A 20,011-nucleotide genomic window follows, 5' to 3' on the forward strand; every position below is an offset into this window, starting at 1 on the left:
CCGGCCAGATCGTCATCGTCGGCACCGAGGGCTTCGACCCCGACAACACCGACACCGCCGAGAACGCCAAGTTCACCTTCAAGGGCGTGCCGAAGTCCACGTCAGTGCCCGACGCGCCGTCCCCGGGCACGGTCGCGCGTTAGCCGCACGGTGCAGGCACGGGAAGCAGACCCGCGGCGCGCGCTCGTGATCGGAGGGCTGGGCGCGATCGGCGGCGCCGTGGCCCGGCGGTTGGGGGGCGCCGGGTGGGAGTGCCTGGTGGCGTCGCGGTCGCCGCGGGCCGACATCGGCCTCGACATCGAGGACGAGGCCTCGGTCGTCGCGGCGGCGGCGGCGTGCCCGCCGCTGGACGCCCTCGTCGTCGCCACGAACCTGGAGCCGAGCGCCTCGCTCGCCGAGCTGACCGGGCGGCACGCGACGGCGATGTTCGCCACGCATGTCACCGGTCCGCTCCTGTTCATCAGGAGCGCGCGTCATCTGCTGGCGAAGGGGTCGAGCATCGTCTTCCTCTCGTCCCCGGCCGCCTACCGCGGAAGCTACGACCCGTGTTACGCGGCGGCGAAAGGGGCCACGATCGCCCTGGTCCGGACGCTGGCGAAGGAACTCGCGCCGGACGTCCGGGTCAACGCCCTGTCCCCCAGCATCGTCGAGGACTCCCCCGTGGCCCGACGCATGACACCCGACTTCCGGGCCCGCCATCGCGAGGCCTCCCTGCTGGAGCGGACCCTGTCGATGGACGAGTGCGCGGACGCCGTCGTCTTCCTCGTCTCCCATCCGCACGTGACGGGGGCGACCCTGCATCTGAACGGCGGCGAGTTCCTCGGAGCCTGACGGACTACTTGTCCTCGAACTCGGCTTCCAGCGCGTCCAGATGCTGGGTCCAGAACCCGCGGAAGCGCTCCAGCCACGTGTCGATCTCCCGCAGGGTCGCGGAGTCGACGGCGTAGAGGCGGTGGGCGCCCCGCGCCCGGACCGTCGCGAGCCCGCTCTCCCGCAGCACGCGCAGGTGCTGGGACACCCCCGGCTGCGAGATCCCGAACTCGGCCTGGATGACCGCGGCGATGGCGCCGGAGGTCTGCTCGCCGTCGGCGAGCAGCTCCAGGATCCGGCGCCTCACCGGGTCTCCCAGGACATCGAACACGTGCATCACGCTATTATTTCGACGCGACTTATATAAGTCAATGGCTAAACAATGCGGCGGGTCCCGGCACCGGGCCGGAGCCGAGGCCGGTTGCGGCCAGGGCCGCCGGCGCGGGACGCCGCGGCCGGGGCGCCGGTCCACTACCACGGCACGCCCGTCGCAGCTATATTTTTTTGTAGCGCACCCGCTGACCGCGCTCATTCCAGCGCGACGCCTCCGGCGCACCGGCCGGGGCGTTCGCCCGCCGTGGATGGAGAGGTGGCCCGATGGAGCTCAGCGCCTCCGCGCACGTCGACACGTTCTGCCGCGACAACCTGCCTCCCCGCGACGAATGGCCCGACTTCGACTTCACGATCCCGGAGGTCGCCTACCCCGACCGGCTCAACTGCGCGCACGTCCTGCTGGACAAGACGGTGAGGGCGGTGGGCACCGACCGGCCCTGCCTGCGCACCCCCGGCGGCCTCCTGTGGACCTACGGCGACGTGCTGCGGCGGGCGAACCAGGTGGCCCGCGTGCTGGTCGACGACCTCGGGCTGGTGCCCGGCAACCGCGTGCTGCTGCGCGGGCCGAACAACCCGTGGCTCGCCGCGGCCTGGCTCGGCGTGCTCAAGGCGGGCGGCGTGGTGATCACGACCATGCCGATGCTGCGCGCGCGGGAGCTGACGACCATCGCCGAGCTGGCCGAGCCGAGCCTGGCGCTGTGCGACCACCGCTTCCTGGACGACCTGGCCGCGGCGCGGACTCCCGGGATGCGGACCGTGCCCTACGGCTCGGACGACGCCGGCGACCTGGTGTCCCGGGCGGCGACCAAGGACGGCGTCTTCGAGGACGTCGACACCGCGGCCGACGACGTCGCGCTGCTGGCGTTCACCTCGGGCACCACCGGACGCCCCAAGGCCACGATGCACTTCCACCGCGACGTGCTGGCGATCGCCGACACCTTCTCCCGGCACCTCCTCAAGCCCGTTCCGGACGACGTCTTCGCCGCGTCGCCGCCACTGGGGTTCACCTACGGGCTGGGCGGGCTGCTGGTGTTCCCGCTCCGGGCGGGCGCCTCGGCCCTGCTGGTCGAGAAGGCGGCCCCGGCCGAGCTCGCCGAGATCACGGCCGGGCACGGCGTGACGGTGCTGTTCACCGCGCCGACGACCTACCGCGCCATCCTGGCCGCCGGGCTGGCCGGGCGGCTGGCCGGGGTGCGGCGCTGCGTCTCGGCGGGCGAGCACCTCCCGGCGGCGGTGTGGAGGGCGTTCCACGAGGAGACGGGCGTGCGGATCATCGACGGGATCGGCTCGACGGAGATGCTGCACATCTTCGTCGCGGCCGCCGACGACGACATCAGGCCCGGCGCGACGGGCGTCCCGGTCCCCGGCTACCGGGCGGCCGTGGTCGACGCCGCCGGCCGGCCGGTGCCGGACGGGACCCCCGGGCAGCTCGCGGTGCGCGGCCCGACCGGCTGCCGCTACCTCGCCGACACCCGGCAGAAGGCCTACGTCCAGGACGGGTGGAACATCACCGGCGACACCTACGTCCGCGACGCCGACGGCTACTTCTGGTACCAGGCCCGCAGCGACGACATGATCATCTCGTCCGGCTACAACATCGCCGGACCCGAGGTCGAGCAGGCGCTGATCGAGCATCCGGACGTGCTCGAATGCGGAGTGGTCGGCGCCCCCGATCCCGACCGCGGCGCCGTGGTGACGGCGTTCGTGGTGCTGCGCGACGGGGTCGAGGGGGACGCGGACAAGGCCGCCGAGCTGCAGGACTTCACCAAGCGGACGATCGCCCCGTACAAGTACCCGAGGTCGGTCCGGTTCGTCGGCGAACTCCCCCGCACCACCACCGGCAAGCTCCAGCGCTTCCCCCTGCGGGAGATCGTCGGAGGCGCCCGGTAAGGGCCGGAGCGGCGGCGCCGGGGCCCGCATCCGGCGGGCGCGGTCGCGCCGGCGGGTCACGCCTCCGGGCCGGGCTCGGCGCGCCCGGCCCGAAGGGCGTCTACAGTCCCCGGCCGCGCCGGTAGTCGGCGACGACCAGGTCGGTCAGCTCCTGCAGGGACGTCTCGGACGTCGGCCTGTCGAAGGAGATCCGGCCGTGCTGCAGCAGGTTGACCCGGTCGCACACGTCGAGGACCTGCGCGTAGTTGTGCGCGATGATGATGATCGACACCTCGCCGCGCTCCTTGAGGTCGCGGACGAGGTCGAGGATCATCGTGCCCTCCTTGGCGCCCATCGCGGCCAGCGGCTCGTCGAGCAGCAGGATGCGGGCGTCGGAGTACACTGAGCGGGCGACCGCGATCGCCTGCCGCTGGCCGCCGGACAGCTTGGCGACCTCGACGTCCACCGACGGGATCCGCACCCCCATGTCGGCCAGCTGGCGGGCGGCCCGCCGGCGCATCGCGCGGTTGCTGAGCAGCGGCCAGCGCACCAGCTCCCGGTTGAGGAACATGTTGTGGTAGACGCTGAGCTCGTTGACCAGGGCGAGGTCCTGGTAGACGGTGTCGACGCCGAGAGAGCGGGCGTGGTCCACCGAGCGCGGGCTCACCTCCGTTCCGTCGATGAGGATGCGTCCGGAGTCCGGCCGCTGGAAGCCACTGATGATCTTGATGAGGGTGGACTTCCCGGCGCCGTTGTCGCCGATGAGGCCGAGCACCTCGCCCTTGCCGAGGCGCAGCGTGACGTCGGCGAGGGCCTCCACGCCGCCGAAGCGCTTGCTGATGCCCTCCACCCGCAGAGCGTCGCTCATGAGCGCCCCGCCCTTCGCAACCGGGCCAGGTGGACGTTCAGCACCATCGAGATGATGATCGCCGACCCGAGGATGATGTTGAACGGGTTGGCGCTGATCCCGATGAGGTTGAAGCCGTTCTGCATCTCGGCCAGCACCAGCGCGCCGAGCAGCGCGCCGACCACGGTTCCCGAGCCGCCGGCCAGGGCGGTGCCGCCGATGACCGCCGCCGAGACCGCGATGAACATCGCGTTCGACCCGCCCGAGCTCGGGTCGATGGAGCCGACCCGGAAGGCCTCCAGGATGCCGGCGAACGCGCCGAGCGCCCCGGTGAGCATGAAGTTGCCGATCTTGATACGGCCGGTGCGGATGCCCGCCTCCGCGGCGCCGAGCGGGTTGCCGCCGGTCGCGACCGTGTGCAGTCCCCACCGGGTGCGGGTGAGCACCAGGTGGAAGAAGACCACGATCACCAGGCACCAGGTCAGCTCCGCCCAGGGGGCGCGCCCGAACCAGCCCGCCAGGCCGTCGGCCGCTTCGGGGATCTGCGCCGGGTAGGCGTGGGAGGTGGTGAGCATGATGCCCTGCACCAGGAACATCGAGCCGAGGGTGGCGACGAACGACGGCACCCTCAGCACAACTGTCACCAGCCCGTTGCCGAGCCCGATGAGCGCCCCGGCGAGGACCGCGAGCACGATCGCGATGATCGGGTAGACGCCGGAGAAGTCGACCATGTAGTGCATGAGGAAGGGCGCCAGCGCGAAGACCATGCCGACCGACAGGTCGATCTCGCCGCTGACGAGCAGGAACACCTCGCCGACCGCGATGATGGCGTAGGGCGCGGTGCCCTGGGAGACGTTGACCAGGTTGTCGTGGCTCAGGAAGACCGACTTGGCGGTCTGGAAGTAGATCAGCAGTCCGAGCGCCACCAGGAGGATGGTCGCCTCCCGGCGGCGCAGGAACGCGTCGGTGGCGAGGCCGGGCAGCCCCCGGGCACGCCGCCGCGGTGGCGTGCCCGGGGCCGCTGCCTGGTCCCGTACGGTGCTCTCGCTCACTCCGTCCTCCTCGTGTCAGACGTGAGCGATGGCGCCGGCCCGCGGCACCAGCTGCTGGGCCGGGCTGGACCCCTCGTACCGTGTCCTGGTCGACAGGTACGGGCCGACGGTCTGCTTGTTGACGAAGGTCAGGCCGGTGTTGGTCATCGGGGGGAAGACCAGCCCGCCGGACAGCTTGTAGAACCAGAGGGCCATCACCGGCAGGAATCCCTGCAGGTACGGCTGCTGGTCGATGGTGAAGTCCAGGTCCCCGGACTTGACGGCGGCCAGGGTGCCCGGGGTGAGGTCGAACCCGCCCGCGACCACGCCCTTGCCCTTGAGGCCGTACTTCTGCATGACCTTGCCGATGGCCTCGGTCGAGCCGGCGTCCACCGCGAACATGCCCTTGATGTCCTTGTGGCCCTGGGCGTAGGCGTCGACGGTCGACAGTTCCTTGGGCACCTCGGCGCCGGTGGCCACCGAGGTGAACTTGATCGGCTTGCCGGACGCCTTGATGGCGTCCTGGGCGCCGTCGATGCGCGGCTGGATGTTGAGCGAGCCCGGGGTGGCGATGAAGCCGACCGCGTCTCCCCCGGACATCAGCCCCGCGATCTTGGCGCCGAGCTGGTAGCCGGAGGTGTACAGGTCCTGGCCGATGTAGGAGAGCCGGCTGCTGCCGGGGTCGTCCTTGGCGCCGTCGGCGTTGTAGGACACCACCGGGATCCCGGCCTTCAGCGCGTTGTCCACCGGCTGCCGGAAGGCGGCCTTGTCCACCACGGCGACCGCGAGCCCGTCGGCCTTGCCGGAGATGGCCGCGTTGGTGGCGCTGACCATCTCCGGCACCGCCGAGTTCTGCGAGCCCGTCCATTGGAACGAGCAGCCCAGCAGGGCGCAGGCGTCCTGCGCGCCGTACTGCGTCGGCGTGAAGAACGGGTTCGTGGTGACGTGGTTGACGAACACGAACTTCCAGTTCGGTGTCTTCGGGAAGTGCCCGGGCCCGCCCGCTGCCGAGGACGAGCTCTTGTTGTCCGAGGAGCAGGCGGCCAGCAGCGCCGAAGCGGCCGCCGTCGCGCTGACCAGGCCGACGCCGCTGAGCAGCCGGCGCCGGGTGGGCTCGCTCAGGCCGAGAGTGTCGACGGCCTCCTCGACGGCTGGATCGATGCGCTCCATGTCAGGCTCCGAACTGGTAGACGGTCGTGGAGTGGTAGGTCTGGCCGGGGTCGAGCTCCGTCGAGGGGAAGCCCGCCTGGTTCGGCGAGTCGGGGAAGTGCTGGGTCTCCAGCGCGAACCCGTCGCCCTGCCGGTAGACGCGGCCGCCGGTGCCGACCAGCGTGCCGTCGAGGAAGTTGCCCGAGTAGAACTGGAGCCCGGGCTGGTCGGTGGAGATGGCCAGGGTGCGGCCGCTGGCGGGATCCTGGACGCGCGCCGCGACCTTCCAGCCGGGGCCGTCGAGGACGAAGTTGTGGTCGTAGCCCTGGCCGTAGAGGAGCTGGTCGAAGCCGGTCCGGATGCGGGCGCCGATCGCGGTGGGCCGGGTGAAGTCCAGCGGGGTGCCGTTCACCGGGGCGATCCGGCCGGTCGGGATCAGCTCCGCCGAGCCGACGGGGGTGTACCGGGAACCGTTGATCTGGAGCCGGTGGTCGTAGACCGTGCCGCTGCCCTCTCCCGACAGGTTGAAGTAGGAGTGGTTGGTGAGGTTGACGACGGTCGGCTTGTCGGTGGTGGCGCGGTAGTCGAACCGGATGGCGTTGCGCCGCGTGACGGAGATGGTGACCTCGGTCTTGAGGGTGCCGGGGAATCCCTGGTCACCGTCAGGGCTGGTGTGGGACAGCCGGAGCGCGACGCCGCCGCCGTTCGTGACCGGGGTCGCGGACCAGACGCGCTGGTCGAAGCCGGTCGTGCCGCCGTGCAGCGTGTTCCCGTTGTTGTTGGTGGTCAGCTGGTACGCGTGCCCGTCGAGCGTGAACCGGCCCTTGGCGATGCGGTTGCCGTACCGGCCGATGAGCGCCCCGAAGTAGGTGCTGTTCTTGGTGAGGTAGTCGGAGAGGGTCGGGAAGCCCAGGGTGACGTTGGCGAGCCTGCCGTGCCGGTCGGGCGTCTCGATGGTCTGGATGATTCCGCCGTAGGTGATCACCCGGATGCGCATCGAGCCGTTGGTCAGGGTGTAGCGCCAGACCTTGGTGCCGTCGGGCATCGTGCCGAACAGGTCCTTGCCGATCCCGGGCTTGAGGTGGCGGCCGGACGCCGTGGACGAGGGGGCGAATCCGCCGATCGCGGCGCCGGCGAGCACGGCCAGCGCGACCAGCCTTACCGCGAAGCGTGATCTGGTCATGGGACGGGTTTCCTCACAGATCTCGGGGGTGGGGGGTCCTGGCGGCTAGAAGCCTTGCGCCAGGCGGTGGTACGCCTGGTTCCAGCGCATCTCGCGGCGGAACCGGGCGACGTCGGTCTCGCCGTCGATGACGAGCAGTTCCACGCCCGTCATCTCGGCGAGGTCGGTCAGGATCTCGATGGTGACCGCCTGGGACAGCACCGTGTGGTGCGGTCCCCCGGCCGACAGCCACGCCTCGGTCGAGGTGCGGAAGTCCGGGCGGGGCGCCCACACGGCCCGGGCCACCGGCAGCCGGGGCAGCGGCTCGGGGGGTGTCACCAGGTCGATCTCGTTGGCGACCAGCCGGAACCGGTCGCCGAGGTCGGCCAGCCCGACGACGAGACCCGGTCCCGGCGCCGCGTCGAACACGAGCCGGACCGGGTCCTGCCGTCCCCCGATGGACAGCGGGTGCACCTCGCAGGCGGGCACGCCGGCGGCGATGGAGGGGCAGACCTCCAGCATGTGGGCGCCCAGGACGAGCTCCCTGCCCGGCACGAGGTGGTAGGTGTAGTCCTCCATGAAGGAGGTGCCGCCGGGCAGTCCCGCGGCGGCGCTCTTGAGGGCCCGCAGCAGCAGGGCCGTCTTCCAGTCCCCCTCGGCGCCGAAGCCGTGGCCGTCGGCCATCAGGCGCTGCACGGCGATGCCCGGCAGCTGCGTCAGCCCGCCGAGGTCCTCGAAGTTGGTGGTGAACGCCTGGTAGGACCCGGCGGTGAGGAAGTCGCGCAGCCCGAGCTCGATGCGCGCGGCGTCGCGCAGCGCCGGGTGCCGGTCGCCGCCGGACCGCAGTTCCGGGACGACGGCGTACGCCTGCTCGTACTCCTCGGCGAGCTCGCCGACCCGGTGGTCCGGCACCGCGTCGACGGCCGCGACGAGGTCGTTCACGCCGAAGGCGCTGACCGAGGCGCCGAACCGGATCTGCGCCTCGACCTTGTCGCCCTCGGTGACGGCGACGTCCCGCATGTTGTCGCCGAAGCGGGCGAGCCGCAGCGTCCGCAGGTCGGCGCAGCCCCGGGCGGCCCGGACCCACGAGGCGATCCGCGCGCGCACCGCGGGGTCGGTGGTGTGCCCGGCCACCGTGGTGCGCGCCGTGCCGAGCCGGGTCTGGACGTGGGCGTGCTCCCGGTCGCCGTGCGCGGCCTGGTTGAGGTTCATGAAGTCCATGTCGATGCTCGCCCACGGCAGCGCCACGTTCGCCTGGGTGTGCAGGTGCAGCAGCGGCTTGAGCAGGGCGTTCAACCCGGCGATCCACATCTTGGCGGGCGAGAACGTGTGCATCCAGGTGATGACCCCGACGCAGTCGTCGTCCGCGCCCGCCTGGAGCATCGTCCGCCGGATGGCCTCCGCGCCGGTGAGCACCGGGCGCCACCGTACCGCCGCCGGGATGCCCGGATCCTCGTCCAGGGCCCGGGCGATCCGCTGCGACTGCTCGGCGACCTGGCGGAGCGTGTCCTCGCCGTACAAGGACTGGCTTCCGGTGAGGAACCAGATGGTCGGTGCCATCGCTGGGCTGCTCCCTTCGCGGGTCAAGGACGCTGTCCGTAGGCGTTCTGGTAGCGGTGGTGCAGGCGGTCGATGTCCTCGGGCCGCAGCGGGACGGGGTCGCCGAGCTGGCGGGCGAGGTGCACCGCGCGCGCCGCGTCCTCGCACATCACCGCGGCCTTGACCGCGGCCCGCGCGTCCGCGCCGATGGTGAAGACGCCGTGGTTGCGCATGATCACCGCTGGGGAGCGGTGGCCCCGGAGCGTGCCGACGACGCCGCGCCCGATCGAGTCGTCGCCGATGGGCGCGAAGGGGCCGAGGGGGATCTCCGCGCCGAACTCGTCGGCCATGGCCGTGAGGACGCAGGGCACCGGCTCCCCGCGCGCGGCCCAGGCGCAGGCGTACGCGGAGTGCGTGTGCACCACCCCGCCGACCTCGGGCATGTGCCGGTAGACGTAGGCGTGCGCGGCGGTGTCGCTCGAAGGCCGCAGGTCGCCCTCGACGACCCCGCCTTCGAGGTCGCAGACCACCATCGCCTCCGGGGACAGGTCGTCGTACGAGACGCCGCTGGGTTTGATCACCATCAGGTCGCGGCCGGGCACCCGGGCGGAGACGTTGCCGGCCGTCCACACGACCAGTCCGTACCTGACGAGTTCGGCGTGCAGGTCGCTGACGGTCCGCCGCAGCGCGCGGACCGCCTCGTCGTGCGTGCCGGGCATCACAGGTCCCCTTCCGAGCCGAGCGCGTCGTTGCGCAGCCGGCGCAGCCGGTGCAGGATCTCGCTGCTCCCGCCGCCCCGGGCCGCGAAGTGGTCGTGCAGTTCGCGGTACTCCGCGTAGAGGAGGTCGTAGGCGCGGGACCGGACCGGATCCGGCGCGTAGGCCGCGGTGACCACCCGGCCCATCGCCGCCGAGGCCTCGGGCACGTCCCGGTAGGCGCCCGCCGCGACCGCGGCGTGGATGGCCGCGCCGAGCGCCGGCGCCTGGTCGGAGGCCGCGATGGAGACCGGCCGGCGCAGGACGTCGGCGTAGGTCTGCATCAGCGCCGCGTTGCGTTTCAGCCCGCCGGCGACGACGAACTCCTCGACCGGGACCCCGGCCGCCTCGAAGGCCTCGACGATGACCCGGGTGCCGTAGGCCGTCGCCTCCATGAGCGCGCGGTAGACCTCCTCCGGCCGGGTGGCCAGGGTCATTCCCGCGATCACGCCCGACAGGTGGTGGTCGACCAGGACCGAGCGGTTGCCGCCCATCCAGTCCAGGGCCACCAGCCCGTGCGAGCCGACGGGCGCGTCCGCGGACGCCGCCGCCAGTTCGGCGTGGTCCCGCCCGGTCATGCGGGTCCACCAGGCGAAGACGTCGCCGACCGCGCTCTGCCCGGCCTCGTAGCCGTAGGCCCCGGCGGTGATGCCGCCGTCCACGACGCCGCAGATCCCCGGCACCTCGGCGAGGACCGCGCTGTTGACCACGTGGCAGGTCGACGTCCCCATGATCGCCAGCAGCCTGCCGTCGCCGACCGCGCGGGCGGCCGGCGCGGTCACATGGGCGTCGACGTTCCCGGCGGCCACCGCGACGCCCTCCGGCAGGCCGGTCAGGCGGGCCGCCTCGGCGGTCAGCGTCCCCACCCGCGACCCCAGCGGGGAGAGCGGATGGGCCAGCCGCGTGGCCGCGAAGTCGGCGAAGCCGGGGTGCAGCGCGGCCAGGTAGCCGGCGGAAGGGTAGCCGCCGTCCTGGTAGAGGCCCTTGTAGCCGGCCGTGCAGGCGTTGCGCGTCTCGCGGCCGGCCAGCTGCCAGACGATCCAGTCCGCCGCCTCGATCCAGCGCTCCGTACGCCGGTAGGTGTCCGGGTCCTCCTCCAGGACCTGCAGCGCCTTGGCGAACTGCCACTCCGAGGAGACCCGCCCTCCGTACCGCGCGATCCACTTCTCCCCCCGCTCGTGCGCCAGCGCGGTGATGCGGTCGGCCTGCGGCTGCGCCGCATGGTGCTTCCACAGCTTCGGCCAGGCGTGCGGCCGGGCGGCCGTCTCCGGGAGCTCGCACAACGGGGTGCCGTCCGACCGGACGGGAAGCACCGTGCAGGACGTGAAGTCGGTGCCGATCCCGATGATGCGCGCCGGGTCCACCCCGGCCTCGGCGACGGCCGCGGGGACGGCGGTGCTCAGCACTGCCCGCCAGTCCGCGGGATTCTGCAGCGCCCAGTCGGGCGGGAGCGGTTCCCCCGTGCCGGGCAGGGCACTCTCGATCACCGCGTCGGCGTAGTCGTGGACGGCGCCGCCGAGCTCGGCGCCGTCGGCGACCCGGACGACGACCGCCCGGCCGGACAGCGTGCCGAAGTCGACGCCGACGACGCAGGCGGCCTGCTCGTTGTTAGCGCTCACAATTTCCTCATCGCTGGAGTACGGGGCATCGGTCGGTCAGGGGCGCGGGGCCGGCCGGGCGCTGGACCTCACCACCAGCTCCGGTGGGATCAGCACATTCCCCGGCGGCCCCGGGGAGCCGCCCAGGCGCTGCACCAGCAGCTCCAGCGAACGGCGGCCGAGCTCGCCGAAGTCCTGGCGCACCGTGGACAGCGGCGGGATGAAGTAGGCGGCCTCCGGGATGTCGTCGAAGCCGACCACGCCGACGTCCTCGGGAACCCGGCGGCCGGCCTCGTGCAGGGCGCGCAGGACGCCCAGGGCCATGTGGTCGTTGGCGCAGAACACGGCCGTGACCGCGGGGTCCTCCGCGAGCCGCCGGCCGGCCTCGTAGCCCGACCGGGCGCTCCAGTCACCGGTCAGCGTCTCCGGCACCGCCGCTCCGGCCTCGGTCAGGGTCGCGCGCCAGCCGTCGGCCCGGCCGACCGCGTCGAGCCAGGTCGCGGGGCCCGCGACGTGGTGGACGGTGCGGTGCCCGAGATCGAGCAGGTGGCGGGTGGCCGCCACGGCGCCGGCGCGCTGGTCGATGGCCGCCATCGGAACCCCCGCGGTCGGCCCGCACCCGGCCCCCACCAGCGGCACGAGCCGGCCGGCCTGCGCCAGCACATCGTTGGTCGAGATGTGCGGGGCGATCACCACGACGCCTTCGACGGCCTGCTCCGCCAGCCGTCCGACCGCGTCCAGCAGGGCGCGCTGCGTGATCGCCCGCAGGCTGACGATGCTGACGAAGAAGTCGGCGTTCCGGGCGGCCTGCTCGATGCCGTGGAGCATCGAGGCCGGGCCGTAGAGCGTGGACTCGAAGCTGACCACGCCGAGCGTCCTGGAGCGCCGGGTCACCAGGGTCCGGGCCGCCGAGTTCGGCCGGTAGCCGAGCTCGGCGATGGCCGCCAGCACCCGGGCGCGGGTCCGCGCCGAGACGTTCGGGTGGTCGTTGACCACCCGCGACACCGTCTGGTGCGACACCCCCGCCAGCTGGGCGACGTCGGCCATGATCGGTGGATTCGACGAGCCGTGGTCCGCCACCGTCTCCTCCTCCGCCCTCGCGCCGGCGCCCGGCAACTGATGCGTAGGGCCGATTGTGAGCGTGAACATTTCGTCCGTCAAGACCCAGAACGCAAGGTTTCACCGCCGGCCCCGCGAGGTCCGGGCTCCTGGCGCCCGCGCCAGAAAAACGGACTAAAAGCACGAAACCGGGTACATCTCGGACGTACCCATTGTGGACACCCGTGACGTCCGAGGACGGGGGCGACGAGCACGGGCCGCCGTTCCGGGCGCCTGCGAGCCGACCCTCCACCTGGAAGGAGAGGACGTGGCTGACACCAATCGAGGCGTCGTGTACCAGGGGCCGGGAGAGGTCACGGTCGAGGACCTGGACTTCCCCAAGCTCGAACTGGCCGAACAGGGCAGGCGCAAGCTGCAGCACGGCGTCATCCTGAAGGTCCTGGCGACCAATATCTGCGGCTCCGACCAGCACATGGTGCGCGGCCGGACGACCGCGCCCGCCGGGCTGACGCTCGGCCACGAGATCACCGGCGAGGTGATCGAGACGGGCCGGGACGTCGAGTTCATCAAGGAGGGCGACCTCGTCAGCGTCCCGTTCAACATCGCGTGCGGCCGCTGCCGCAACTGCAAGGAACGCAACACCGGCGTGTGCGAGAACGTCAACCGGGAGCGCCCGGGCGCCGCCTACGGCTACGTCGACATGGGTGGCTGGCACGGCGGCCAGGCCGCGTACGCGGTCGTCCCGTACGCCGACTTCAACCTGCTCAAGTTCCCGGCCGACCGCGACACCGTGATGGAGAAGCTGCCCGACCTGGCGATGCTGTCGGACATCTTCCCCACCGGATACCACGGCGCCTACACCGCCGGCGTCACGACCGGTTCGACCGTGTACGTGGCGGGCGCGGGACCGGTCGGCCTCGCGAGCGCCACCGCCTGCCTGCTGCTCGGCGCCGCCGTCGTCATCGTCGGCGACATGAACGCGCAGCGGCTGGAGCAGGCCCGCGGCTTCGGCTGCGAGACGATCGACCTGTCGGAGCACGGCGACGTCGGCGCGCAGATCGAGCAGATCCTCGGCGTCCCCGAGGTGGACGCCTCCGTCGACTGCGTCGGGTTCGAGGCGCGCGGCCAGGGGCACGAGGGAGCGAGGACGGAGCAGCCGGCGACCGTCCTCAACACGCTCATGGAGGTCACCCGCACCGCCGGCGGGCTCGGCATCCCCGGCCTGTACGTCACCGGGGACCCGGGCGCGTCGGACGAGAACGCGAGGGTGGGCCAGCTCGGGCTGCGGATCGGCCTCGGCTGGGCCAAGTCGCAGTACATCGTCACGGGCCAGTGCCCGGTGATGAAGTACAACCGGCAGCTGATGATGGCGATCCTTCACGACCGGGTGCAGATCGCCCAGAACGTCAACGCGTCGGTCATCCCGCTCGAGCAGGCGCCGCAGGGCTACGCCGAGTTCGACCGGGGCGCGGCGCGCAAGTACATCCTCGACCCGCACGGCCTGGTGGGGGCCGCGGCCTAGTTCCGACGGCGATGCGCGGCACCGCCGACGGGGCGGCCGTCCGCGGATCCACCGCAGAGCGACCCGGCGCCGGGCGACGACCGACCGACGGCCGTCGCCCGGCTCCCGGAGTCTGCCGTCCGCGGCGCGCGTCGGCTGGCAGGACTTTCACCTGCCCGGCCTCCAGGAGGTGCGGGTCAGTCCCGGCGCTCCCCAGCCAGGGCGGGAAGCGGCGGGACGGTTTCAGCGAGCCAACCGCCGGCGTCGGCGGTGAAGTGCGGGGCGGCGTCGGTCTCCCACCACGACCGGATCGCCGTGGTCGTCACCTGGTCCCCGGTCCGGCGGTCGGTGTAGGTCACCGGCCGCTCCCCCGTTCGCCGCACCGTGACCCGCCCGCGCTTGCAGCCTGCCGGGTAGTCGTTCCAGTTCACCCCGGCCTCGCTCCACAGCAGCTCCTGCATCTCGCCGATGCCGATCTTGTGGAGCCGCTTGTGGGAGAAGTGCGCCTGCGCCGCCATCGAGATGCTGTTCCGGACGGCGTCGCGCTGCCGCCACAGGAAGTAGTTCGCGACGTCCACCTGGCCCGGGATCGTGAACACCCGCGCGTCGAACGTCGCCCGGGACGCCGGCGACGCACCACTCGCGGGCGCGTACGCGTCGTTGAACGCGACCGTCGCCGTCGACGCCGCGACCGAGGCCATCTTCTGGATCACCCCGCCGAACCACGGCTCCGTGCCCGTCCCGGCGAAGTCGCTCAGCAGCACCGAGCACTCGTCGGACTGGGTGAAGGCGAACACCGCACCCGACATGTCCGCGCAGAGGGCCTCGGCGACGGTGTTCATCGCGGCCATGACGGCGTCGTCGAACGGACGGTCCGCGTGCCGGAGGAACGAGTGGAACGACCGGCCGTCGACCCGCACGACCGTGTAGGTGCGGCGCGGCAGGATCGTGCGGGTGGCCTGCTCGTACGCCTTCATCCGGTCACCGAGCGCCGTGGTGTCACTCACCGGCCACTCCAGCGGTGAGGCGGCGGGCCGCCGGGGTCGGTGTTGGACGGCGGGGCGGTGGAGGCGCCGGGATCTTCGGCCATTCTTTGTCCTTTGGCGGCGGCAGGGTCTCATGGGGGTTACGGCTTTTTATCAGCGTTTGCACCCAGCCCCCAGTCATTCCTCCGGGCTCGACGGCTCGTCCACCGTGCGGGTGGTCGTCGTTTCGGGGCTCTCGGTTTCCGTTCCGGGGCGGTCGGCGGGGCGGTAACCGGTACTCGGCGGCTCTGGGAAGCGGTGCGAGTCCTCGTCTGGTTCGCGGACGGCGCAGGCCTGGTCGGCTCGCCGCGCGGGGCGTTCGAGGCGTTCTGGGACCCGTCAGACCGGACGCTTCCGGAGCGGGTGGATCAGGGGTAGTTCTTGGGGCCGTACATGCGCAGGACGAGCGCATGCAGGTTGGTGCGGAACTCTTCGAGCGTCTCGGGCGAGATGGCGGACTCGTCCGGGGCGGCCCGGGCCGGTGAGTGGTCGCTGTGCAGCATCCCGCCGGTGATGAAGCCCGCGACCGACCAGATGATCGTCCAGGTGACGAAGTCGGTCTGGACGTCCTCGGGCGCCATGGGGCCGACCGCGTCGGTGACCATGGTGATGATCGGTCCGCGGTATCGGACGTCGAGTTCGGCGGTGGCCGACGCGTCGCCCATCCAGCGGTGCATCCACAGCATCGAGGTGTGCGGGTTGCTGACGTGGAAGTCCAGGTAGGCGTCCGCCAACTCGGTCAGCCCCGCCGGCGTGCGAGGAGTCGAGGCCAGCGCGGCCTGCACCATTTGCACCTCGGCCTCATGCACTCGCAGCATCACGGTCTTGTACAGCTCGGTCTTGCCGCCCGTGAGCGCGGTGAGCGTGGCGGTGTCCACCCCGGCGGCTTCGGCCACCAGCTCGACCGGGGTCCCGTCGAAGCCAAGCTCGGCGAAGAGCCTGGTAGCGACGTCGACGATCCGCTCCACGGTGAGGTTCTCCTCCACACACCCAACGTAACCGATGAGGTGCGGGGGTGTGGAGCCGGGAAGACGGCCGGGGCGCCTGGGCGTCTTCGAGCGAGGCGGCCCGGCCGTCTGTGCAGGTCGGCTGCTATCTGACGGGGAGGCCCGTGACGGTGCGGCCGATCACCAGGCGCTGGATCTCCGAGGTGCCCTCGAAGATGGTGAAGATCTTGGAGTCGCGGTGCATGCGCTCGACGGGGTACTCGCGGGTGTAGCCGTTGCCGCCGAGGATCTGGATGGCCTCCTCGGTGACGTGGACCGACATCTCGCTGGCCATCAGCTTGGCCATCGAGCCCTCGGCGTTCTCGAAGTCCTTGCCGGTGCGGGCCATCCAGGCGGCCCGCCACACCATGAGGCGGGCGGCGTCCAGGCGGCACTTCATGTCGGCCAGCTTGAAGGCGACGGCCTGGAAGTCTCCGATCTTCCTGCCGAACTGCTCGCGCTCCCGCGCGTACTCGAGGGCGTAGTCGTAGGCGGCGCGGCCGACGCCGAGGGCCATGGCCCCGACGGCCGGGCGGGTCGTCTCGAAGGTCTTCATCGCGGCCTGGCCCTTGGAGCTCTTGCCCTCGCGGCTGCGCGCGATGCGCTCGTCGAACCGGTCCTTGCCGCCGACGATCAGGTGGGACGGGATCCGGACGTCGTCCAGGATCACCTCGGCGGTGTGGGAGGCGCGGATGCCGTGCTTCTTGAACTTCTGGCCCTGCCGCAGGCCCGGGGTGTTCGGCGGGACGATGAAGCTGGCCTGGCCGCGGCTGCCGAGGTCGGGGTGCACCGAGGCGACGATCACGTGGACGTCGGCGATGCCGCCGTTGGTCGCCCAGGTCTTGGTGCCGTTCAGCACCCACTCGTCCTTGGCCTCGTCGAACACGGCGCGGGTGCGGATCGAGCCGACGTCGCTGCCCGCGTCGGGCTCGGAAGCGCAGAACGCGCCGAGCTTGATGTCGTCGGCGCTGCCGAACATCTGCGGCACCCACTCGCTGACCTGCTCCGGGGTGCCCACGGCGGCGACGGACGCGGCGGCGAGGCCGGTTCCCACGATCGACAGGGCGATGCCCGCGTCGCCCCAGAACAGCTCCTCGAACGCCACCGGGATGCCGAGCCCGGTCGGCTCCAGCCACTGGGTGGCGAAGAAGTCGAGCGAGTAGATGCCGACCTTGGACGCCTCCTGGATCAGCGGCCAGGGGGTCTCCTCGCGCTCGTCCCACTCCTCCGCGGCGGGGCGGATGACGTCCTTGGCGAACTCGTGCACCCAGTCCCTGACCTCGCGAACGTCCTCGCTGGGCTCCAGCGAGAACGGCGTCTGCTCCGCGCTCGTCATGATTAATTGACCCTCTCTCCAATATCGCGTGTTACCAACGGTAGCACCATTCGGAGTTACCACGGGTAACACGCGGGCGGGCGCCGCCGTCCGCGCCGGGCCACGGGGTCAGGACACGCCCGTCACTCGGCGGCGTGCCGGTCCAGGAACTCGTAGACGTCGGCCTCGTCGACACCGGGGAACGCCCCCGGCGGGAGGACCGACAGGACGTGCGAGTGGGCGCGCGCCGACGGCCACGCCATCCCCTCCCACCGGTCCGACAGGGCCTTCGGGGGGCGCTGGCAGCAGTCGCCGTCCGGGCAGGCCGACCTGACCCGCCGGGTCGTCTCCCGGCCGCGGAACCAGCGGGAGTCCTCGAACCGGACGCCCAGCGTGATCGCGAAGTCGCGCTCGTGGCTGGGGTCGATGTGCGACAGGCACCAGTACGTCCCGTTCGGGGTGTCGGTGTACTGGTAGTAGACGGAGAAGCGGTCCGCGGCGCCGAACACGTGCCGCCCGGCCCACTCCCGGCACATCCGCTGGCCCTCGATCGCGCCGTCCTCGTCCTGGGGGAAGGCCAGGCCGTCGTTGGCGTACGCCTTGTAGATCGTGCCGTTCTCGTCGTTCTTGGTGAAGTGCAGCTGGAGGTCGAGGTGGTGGGTCGCGACGTTGGTGAAGCGGTGCGCGGCCATCTCGTAGGAGACGGAGAAGACGTCCGCCAGGTCCTCCACCGACAGCTCCCGGGCGGCCTTGGCCTCCTGCAGGAACGGGACGACGCTGCGCTCGGGCATCAGGATCGCGGCGCCGAAGTAGTTGGCCTCGACGCGCTGGCGCAGGAAGTCGGCGAAGTCGCGCGGCTGGTCGTGGTCGAGGGCGATGTGCCCGAGGGTCTGCAGCAGGATCGTCCGCGGCGTGTGCATGCCGAGCTGCTCGCGCTCCAGGTAGATCCGCCGGTTGCGCAGGTCGGTGATCGACCGGACCGAGCGCGGCAGGTCCTGGACGTACTGGAGGCTGAAGCCGAAGTGCCCGACCAGCGTCATCAGCAGCCCCTGCGAGACCGCGCCGCGCCGGTACCCGACCGCGTCGAGGGTCTGGGACGCGACGTGCTCGATGTCGGCGAAGTGGTTGCCGCGCTCGTGCATCTGGCGGCGCAGCTCGGCGTTGGCCTTGCGGGCCTCCTCGGGGCTCGCGGTGGGCTTGGTGCGGCTGCGCCGGAGCTCGCCGTACAGCGCGAGGATGTGCTCGATGACCTCGTTCGGCATGCGCTTGCCGACCTTCAGGTGCGACAGGCCGAGCGTCCGGTACAGCGGGTCGCGCTGCGCCTCCTCCAGCTGGATCTCCAGCTGGGCGCGCCGGCTGGGGGGCTGGCGGCGCAGGAGCTCCTCCACCGGGCATTCCAGCGCGGCGGCGAGGGCCTGCAGCAGCGACAGCTTGGGCTCGCGCCGCCCGTTCTCCAGCAGGGAGAGCTGGGACGGGGCGCGGCCCACGCGCTCGCCGAGCTCCGACAGCGTCAGGCCGCGGGCGCGCCGCAGATGGCGGAGCCGCTGTCCGAACGTGACGAGATCAACGTCGCTCGTCAAGTTGAGAGGTTCTTCTGTCCGCAAGGTCGTCACAGCTTCATCATAGCGGAAATATCGCACTTCTTTCGTTACTCGCCAGTTCATAACGGGCGTGCACCGGGGGCATAGTCGTGAGCAAGCACCCAGGGGACGACACGGAAGGGCGAGAAGATGAGCGACAGTCGCCTCAAGGGCGCAGCCGAGGAGCTGCAGCGGCAGTGGGAGTCCGACCCGCGTTGGAAGGGCGTCGAGCGGACCTACACGGCCGAGGACGTCGTCCGGATCCGCGGATCGGTCCAGGAGGAGCACACTCTCGCGCGTCTCGGCGCGGAGCGGCTCTGGACCCTCCTGCACGAGGAGGACTACGTCCACTCCCTCGGCGCGCTGACCGGGCTGCAGGCCGTCCAGCAGGTCAAGGCCGGCCTGAAGGCCATCTACCTGTCCGGCTGGCAGGTCGCGGCGGACGCCAACCTGGCGGGCCAGACCTACCCGGACCAGAGCATCTACCCGGCGAACTCGGTTCCGGCCGTCGTGCGCCGCATCAACAACGCGCTGCTGCGCGCGGACCAGGTGCAGTGGGCCGAGGGTGAGGGCGACACGCACTTCCTCGCCCCGATCGTGGCCGACGCCGAGGCCGGCTTCGGCGGCGTGCTGAACGCCTTCGAGCTGATGAAGGGCATGATCGCCGCGGGCGCCGCGGGCGTGCACTGGGAGGACCAGCTGGCCTCCGAGAAGAAGTGCGGCCACCTCGGCGGCAAGGTCCTCATCCCGACCTCGCAGCACGTCAAGACCCTCAACACGGCCCGCCTCGCGGCGGACATCTCCAACGTGCCGTCTCTGATCATCGCGCGGACCGACGCCGAGGCCGCGACCCTGATCACGACGGACGTGGACGAGCGCGACCGCGAGTTCACCACCGGCGAGCGCACCGCCGAGGGCTTCTACCGCGTCCGCAACGGCATCGAGCCCTGCATCGCCCGCGCCAAGGCCTACGCGCCGTACTCCGACCTCATCTGGATGGAGACCGGCACCCCGGACCTGGAGCAGGCGCGCCGGTTCGCCGAGGCCGTGAAGGCCGAGTACCCGGACCAGATGCTGGCCTACAACTGCTCGCCCTCCTTCAACTGGAAGGCGCACCTGGACGACGCGACCATCGCCAAGTTCCAGCGCGAGCTCGGCCACATGGGCTTCAAGTTCCAGTTCATCACCCTGGCCGGGTTCCACGCGCTCAACTACGGCATGTTCGACCTGGCGCACGGCTACGCCCGCGAGGGCATGACCGCCTACGTCGACCTGCAGGAGCGCGAGTTCGCGGCGGCCGAGAAGGGCTTCACCGCGGTCAAGCACCAGCGCGAGGCCGGCACCGGCTACTTCGACATGGTCAGCACCGCGATCAACCCGGACTCCTCCACCACCGCGCTGAAGGGCTCGACGGAAGAGGGCCAGTTCCACTGACCCACACCGGCCGGCGCC

17 protein-coding genes are annotated in these 20,011 nt (G+C 71.6%); 4 read left to right on the forward strand and 13 right to left on the reverse strand.

The genetic code is table 11. The features are described 5' to 3' along the window. Positions 1–186 precede the first annotated feature (186 nt). Entirely contained in the window at positions 187–831 is a 645-nt protein-coding gene (locus AB0C69_RS18165; RefSeq protein WP_345175965.1) for an SDR family oxidoreductase, read from the forward strand. Between the two features lie 4 nt (positions 832–835). Here AB0C69_RS18165 and AB0C69_RS18170 read toward each other — a convergent pair whose 3' ends face one another. Then, a complete protein-coding gene (locus tag AB0C69_RS18170) occupies positions 836–1,147 on the reverse strand; it encodes a metalloregulator ArsR/SmtB family transcription factor (protein ID WP_345175967.1) in 312 nt (103 codons plus the stop codon). 260 nt (positions 1,148–1,407) lie between these two features. Between AB0C69_RS18170 and AB0C69_RS18175 the strand changes: the two genes are divergently transcribed. Next, the gene (locus AB0C69_RS18175) at positions 1,408–3,033 is read left to right on the forward strand and encodes an AMP-binding protein (RefSeq protein ID WP_360354736.1); all 1,626 of its coding nucleotides are present in this window, start codon (positions 1,408–1,410) and stop codon (positions 3,031–3,033) included. Positions 3,034–3,133: 100 nt separating this feature from the next. On the opposite strand, the gene AB0C69_RS18180 is transcribed toward AB0C69_RS18175, so the two are convergent. Genes AB0C69_RS18180 through AB0C69_RS18215 form a run of 8 tightly spaced genes read right to left on the reverse strand, consistent with a single transcriptional unit; the run spans position 3,134 to position 12,173 of the window. Next, positions 3,134–3,880, reverse strand: coding sequence for an ATP-binding cassette domain-containing protein (locus AB0C69_RS18180; protein ID WP_179848675.1), 747 nt, complete (start codon positions 3,878–3,880; stop codon positions 3,134–3,136). After that, the gene (locus tag AB0C69_RS18185; protein ID WP_345175971.1) at positions 3,877–4,911 is read right to left on the reverse strand and encodes an ABC transporter permease; all 1,035 of its coding nucleotides are present in this window, start codon (positions 4,909–4,911) and stop codon (positions 3,877–3,879) included. Before AB0C69_RS18185 ends, AB0C69_RS18180 begins: the two co-directional genes overlap by 4 nt. Before the next feature lie 15 nt (positions 4,912–4,926). After that, positions 4,927–6,060 carry a sugar ABC transporter substrate-binding protein gene (locus AB0C69_RS18190; protein ID WP_360354740.1) on the reverse strand — a complete coding sequence of 378 codons (1,134 nt, stop codon included), beginning with the start codon at positions 6,058–6,060 and terminating at the stop codon, positions 4,927–4,929. A gap of 1 nt (position 6,061) precedes the next feature. After that, positions 6,062–7,222 carry an aldose epimerase family protein gene (locus tag AB0C69_RS18195; protein ID WP_360354743.1) on the reverse strand — a complete coding sequence of 387 codons (1,161 nt, stop codon included), beginning with the start codon at positions 7,220–7,222 and terminating at the stop codon, positions 6,062–6,064. A gap of 45 nt (positions 7,223–7,267) precedes the next feature. Further along, a complete protein-coding gene (araA, locus tag AB0C69_RS18200) occupies positions 7,268–8,761 on the reverse strand; it encodes an L-arabinose isomerase (RefSeq protein ID WP_360354746.1) in 1,494 nt (497 codons plus the stop codon). 23 nt (positions 8,762–8,784) lie between these two features. Then, entirely contained in the window at positions 8,785–9,459 is a 675-nt protein-coding gene (locus AB0C69_RS18205) for an L-ribulose-5-phosphate 4-epimerase (protein ID WP_360354749.1), read from the reverse strand. After that, positions 9,459–11,114 (reverse strand): ribulokinase, encoded by a 1,656-nt coding sequence (locus tag AB0C69_RS18210; protein ID WP_360354752.1) that lies wholly within the window; start codon positions 11,112–11,114, stop codon positions 9,459–9,461. The genes AB0C69_RS18205 and AB0C69_RS18210 overlap by 1 nt, the downstream gene beginning before the upstream one ends. A gap of 36 nt (positions 11,115–11,150) precedes the next feature. Further along, positions 11,151–12,173, reverse strand: a complete 1,023-nt coding sequence (locus AB0C69_RS18215) for a LacI family DNA-binding transcriptional regulator (protein ID WP_345175981.1) — start codon at positions 12,171–12,173, stop codon at positions 11,151–11,153. A 286-nt stretch (positions 12,174–12,459) separates the two neighbouring features. Between AB0C69_RS18215 and fdhA the strand changes: the two genes are divergently transcribed. Further along, the gene (gene fdhA / locus AB0C69_RS18220) at positions 12,460–13,674 is read left to right on the forward strand and encodes a formaldehyde dehydrogenase, glutathione-independent (RefSeq protein ID WP_360354756.1); all 1,215 of its coding nucleotides are present in this window, start codon (positions 12,460–12,462) and stop codon (positions 13,672–13,674) included. 176 nt (positions 13,675–13,850) lie between these two features. Here the strand turns inward: fdhA and AB0C69_RS18225 are convergent, their stop codons facing one another. The 4 genes from AB0C69_RS18225 to AB0C69_RS18240 form a co-directional block, all read right to left on the reverse strand. Continuing rightward, the gene (locus tag AB0C69_RS18225) at positions 13,851–14,660 is read right to left on the reverse strand and encodes a tRNA(His) guanylyltransferase Thg1 family protein (RefSeq protein ID WP_360354759.1); all 810 of its coding nucleotides are present in this window, start codon (positions 14,658–14,660) and stop codon (positions 13,851–13,853) included. 386 nt (positions 14,661–15,046) lie between these two features. Then, positions 15,047–15,664 carry a TetR/AcrR family transcriptional regulator gene (locus tag AB0C69_RS18230; RefSeq protein ID WP_360354761.1) on the reverse strand — a complete coding sequence of 206 codons (618 nt, stop codon included), beginning with the start codon at positions 15,662–15,664 and terminating at the stop codon, positions 15,047–15,049. Positions 15,665–15,770: 106 nt separating this feature from the next. Further along, positions 15,771–17,000, reverse strand: a complete 1,230-nt coding sequence (locus AB0C69_RS18235) for an acyl-CoA dehydrogenase family protein (RefSeq protein ID WP_345175988.1) — start codon at positions 16,998–17,000, stop codon at positions 15,771–15,773. Between the two features lie 122 nt (positions 17,001–17,122). Continuing rightward, positions 17,123–18,559 (reverse strand): helix-turn-helix domain-containing protein, encoded by a 1,437-nt coding sequence (locus tag AB0C69_RS18240; RefSeq protein ID WP_345175990.1) that lies wholly within the window; start codon positions 18,557–18,559, stop codon positions 17,123–17,125. Between the two features lie 150 nt (positions 18,560–18,709). Here AB0C69_RS18240 and aceA point away from each other — a divergent pair, with 150 nt between their 5' ends. Further along, positions 18,710–19,993: an isocitrate lyase gene (gene aceA / locus AB0C69_RS18245; protein WP_345175993.1), complete on the forward strand. Its 1,284-nt coding sequence runs from the start codon at positions 18,710–18,712 to the stop codon at positions 19,991–19,993. The last annotated feature ends 18 nt before the right edge of the window (positions 19,994–20,011 follow it).

Origin of the sequence: Actinomadura sp. NPDC048032, from assembly GCF_040653175.1 — a bacterium.
GTDB classification, from domain to species: Bacteria; Actinomycetota; Actinomycetes; order Streptosporangiales; family Streptosporangiaceae; genus Spirillospora; species Spirillospora verrucosospora.

Coding starts and splice junctions, on each gene's coding strand:
- AB0C69_RS18235 (WP_345175988.1), bottom strand. CDS start 17,000: ATGACGAGCGCGGAGCAGACGCCGTTCTCGCTGGAGCCCAGCGAGGAC.
- AB0C69_RS18205 (WP_360354749.1), bottom strand. CDS start 9,459: ATGCCCGGCACGCACGACGAGGCGGTCCGCGCGCTGCGGCGGACCGTC.
- AB0C69_RS18190 (WP_360354740.1), bottom strand. CDS start 6,060: ATGGAGCGCATCGATCCAGCCGTCGAGGAGGCCGTCGACACTCTCGGC.
- araA (WP_360354746.1), bottom strand. CDS start 8,761: ATGGCACCGACCATCTGGTTCCTCACCGGAAGCCAGTCCTTGTACGGC.
- AB0C69_RS18175 (WP_360354736.1), top strand. CDS start 1,408: ATGGAGCTCAGCGCCTCCGCGCACGTCGACACGTTCTGCCGCGACAAC.
- AB0C69_RS18180 (WP_179848675.1), bottom strand. CDS start 3,880: ATGAGCGACGCTCTGCGGGTGGAGGGCATCAGCAAGCGCTTCGGCGGC.
- aceA (WP_345175993.1), top strand. CDS start 18,710: ATGAGCGACAGTCGCCTCAAGGGCGCAGCCGAGGAGCTGCAGCGGCAG.
- AB0C69_RS18195 (WP_360354743.1), bottom strand. CDS start 7,222: ATGACCAGATCACGCTTCGCGGTAAGGCTGGTCGCGCTGGCCGTGCTC.
- AB0C69_RS18170 (WP_345175967.1), bottom strand. CDS start 1,147: ATGCACGTGTTCGATGTCCTGGGAGACCCGGTGAGGCGCCGGATCCTG.